The sequence below is a fragment of the Streptomyces sp. TRM68367 genome (genome assembly GCF_014495685.1).
Taxonomy (GTDB): domain Bacteria; phylum Actinomycetota; class Actinomycetes; order Streptomycetales; family Streptomycetaceae; genus Streptomyces.
This window is the reverse complement of sequence record NZ_JACTVI010000257.1, coordinates 1-1720: the sequence shown is the minus strand read 5'-3', so window position 1 is coordinate 1720 and position 1720 is coordinate 1. Positions and strand designations below refer to the sequence as shown.

General features: G+C 69.7%; 1 protein-coding gene. It reads right to left on the bottom strand.

All coding sequences use genetic code 11. The annotated features are described in order from the left end of the window. Nucleotides 1–15 precede the first annotated feature (15 nt). Nucleotides 16–1665, bottom strand: coding sequence for an ISAzo13 family transposase (locus H8R17_RS45345; protein ID WP_187828975.1), 1650 nt, complete (start codon nucleotides 1663–1665; stop codon nucleotides 16–18). Nucleotides 1666–1720: the final 55 nt, after the last annotated feature.

Genomic DNA, 1720 nt, shown 5'->3' with positions numbered 1-1720 from the left:
GGGCCTGTCGATGAATTAGTGGGGCGTGTCGTGCTCGGCGGCCTGGGATGTCGCGTGCATGACGTAGCTGGCGAGGTCGCTGGGGTCGATCAGGCGGGCGGGGATGGGTTCGGGGCGGTGCCCGTGGTCCTCGAGGAGGGGACGAACCTGTTTGATCAGGGCTCTCATCTGGTTCTCGCCGATGCGGAAGAGGTAGGCAGTGAGTGAGCAGGACAGGCCGCGCTGGTCGAGGACGGTGGCCCAGATGATGTTCTCGGTGGTGAGCTTGCGGTGCCGGGGCCGTTGCTTGGGCGGGAGGGCGTCGAGTCGGTCGCGGATGCCGGCGGTGAGGCGGTCGAGGTCGTGGCGGTTTAGGCCCGTCAGGAGGGGGTGGGTGGCCAGCGTCGCGCCGAAAGTGTGCGCGTGGCGGGGATGGGATCGGGGGCCGGGCGGGTGGAGCGGGACGTCGGGGATGCCGGGCTGGGGCGGGATGGTGTAGTTCCACTCGCCGTGGAACGGGTCGGGGTGGATGGTCAGGGCGGCCGCGTGCTGCTGGCTGATCTCGATCCCCGTGGGGTAGCTGCTGGTGTCCAGGCGGGCGGTGACGGACAGTCCGGTGCGGGTGGTGGTGGAGGAGATCAGGTTGAGGGCGACGTCGTAGCTGGTCAGCGGGCGGGCGCGCCAGTTCATCGTGATAAAGGAGAACAGGCGGTGCTCGACCCGGTTCCACTTCGATGTTCCCGGGGGCAGGTGACACACCGTGATCTCAAGGCCGGTCTCGGAGGCCAGGAGGGCGAGGTTGGCCTTCCACGTCTTGGCACGGGAGCTGTTGGAGCCGCCGCCGTCCGCGGTGATCAGCAGCCGGGTGGCAGAGGGGTAGGCGCTGCGGCCCTCTTCCTTCCACCAGCGGCGCAGGCAGGCCACGGCGAATGCGGCGGTGTCGTGATCGGTGCCGATGACGACGTAGCCGGTGTTACGGGCGACATCGTAGATCCCGTAGGGGATCGCGGTGCCGGTCGCATGGGTGGGGAAGTCGTGGTCGAGGACCTTCACCGGCGCCCCGGGCGGCCTCCACTCCCGCCCCGCCTGGCCGAACAGGCCGATCTGCTCCTTCTTCTTCGTGTCCACGCTGATCACCGGGTCGCCCCCGTCCAGGAACGTTTTCACCGTGTCGTTGATGTGCCGGAACTGGGCGTCCCGGTCCGGGTGGTTGCTGCCGGCCAGGACCCGGGCGTTGCCACGCAGGCTGAACCCTGCCGCCTTCAGTAACGCGGCCACGGTGTCGCGGCCCACCTTCCGCCCCTGGGCGGCGAGTTCGTCCGCCAGTCGGCGCAGCGACTTCGTCGTCCACGTCAGCGGCCCTATCGGGTCGCCCTGCGTGGTGTCCTCGACCAGCGCCAACAGGGCCGGAACCAGGCCCGGGTCTTTCTCCGCCAGCGCAGGGCGACCGGCCCCCGGCCGCCGCACCCGCCCGTCCGGCGCCCGGCCCGCATCGAGTTCGGCCAGGCCGCGGCTGACGCAGCCCTTCGAGACGCCCGCGGCCCGCGCCACCGCAGCGATCCCACCGTGCCCGAGCTGCCGAGCCTCCGCCGCGTACAGCATCCGGCGCTGCCGCTCGTCCAGGTACGGCGTCACCGCCCCGAACTTCTCCTCCAACGAACCGATCAACTCATCGAAGCGACCCATACCGCATCAACGAGCCCAACTACCGCAAGAAACCCACTAATTCATCGACAGGCCC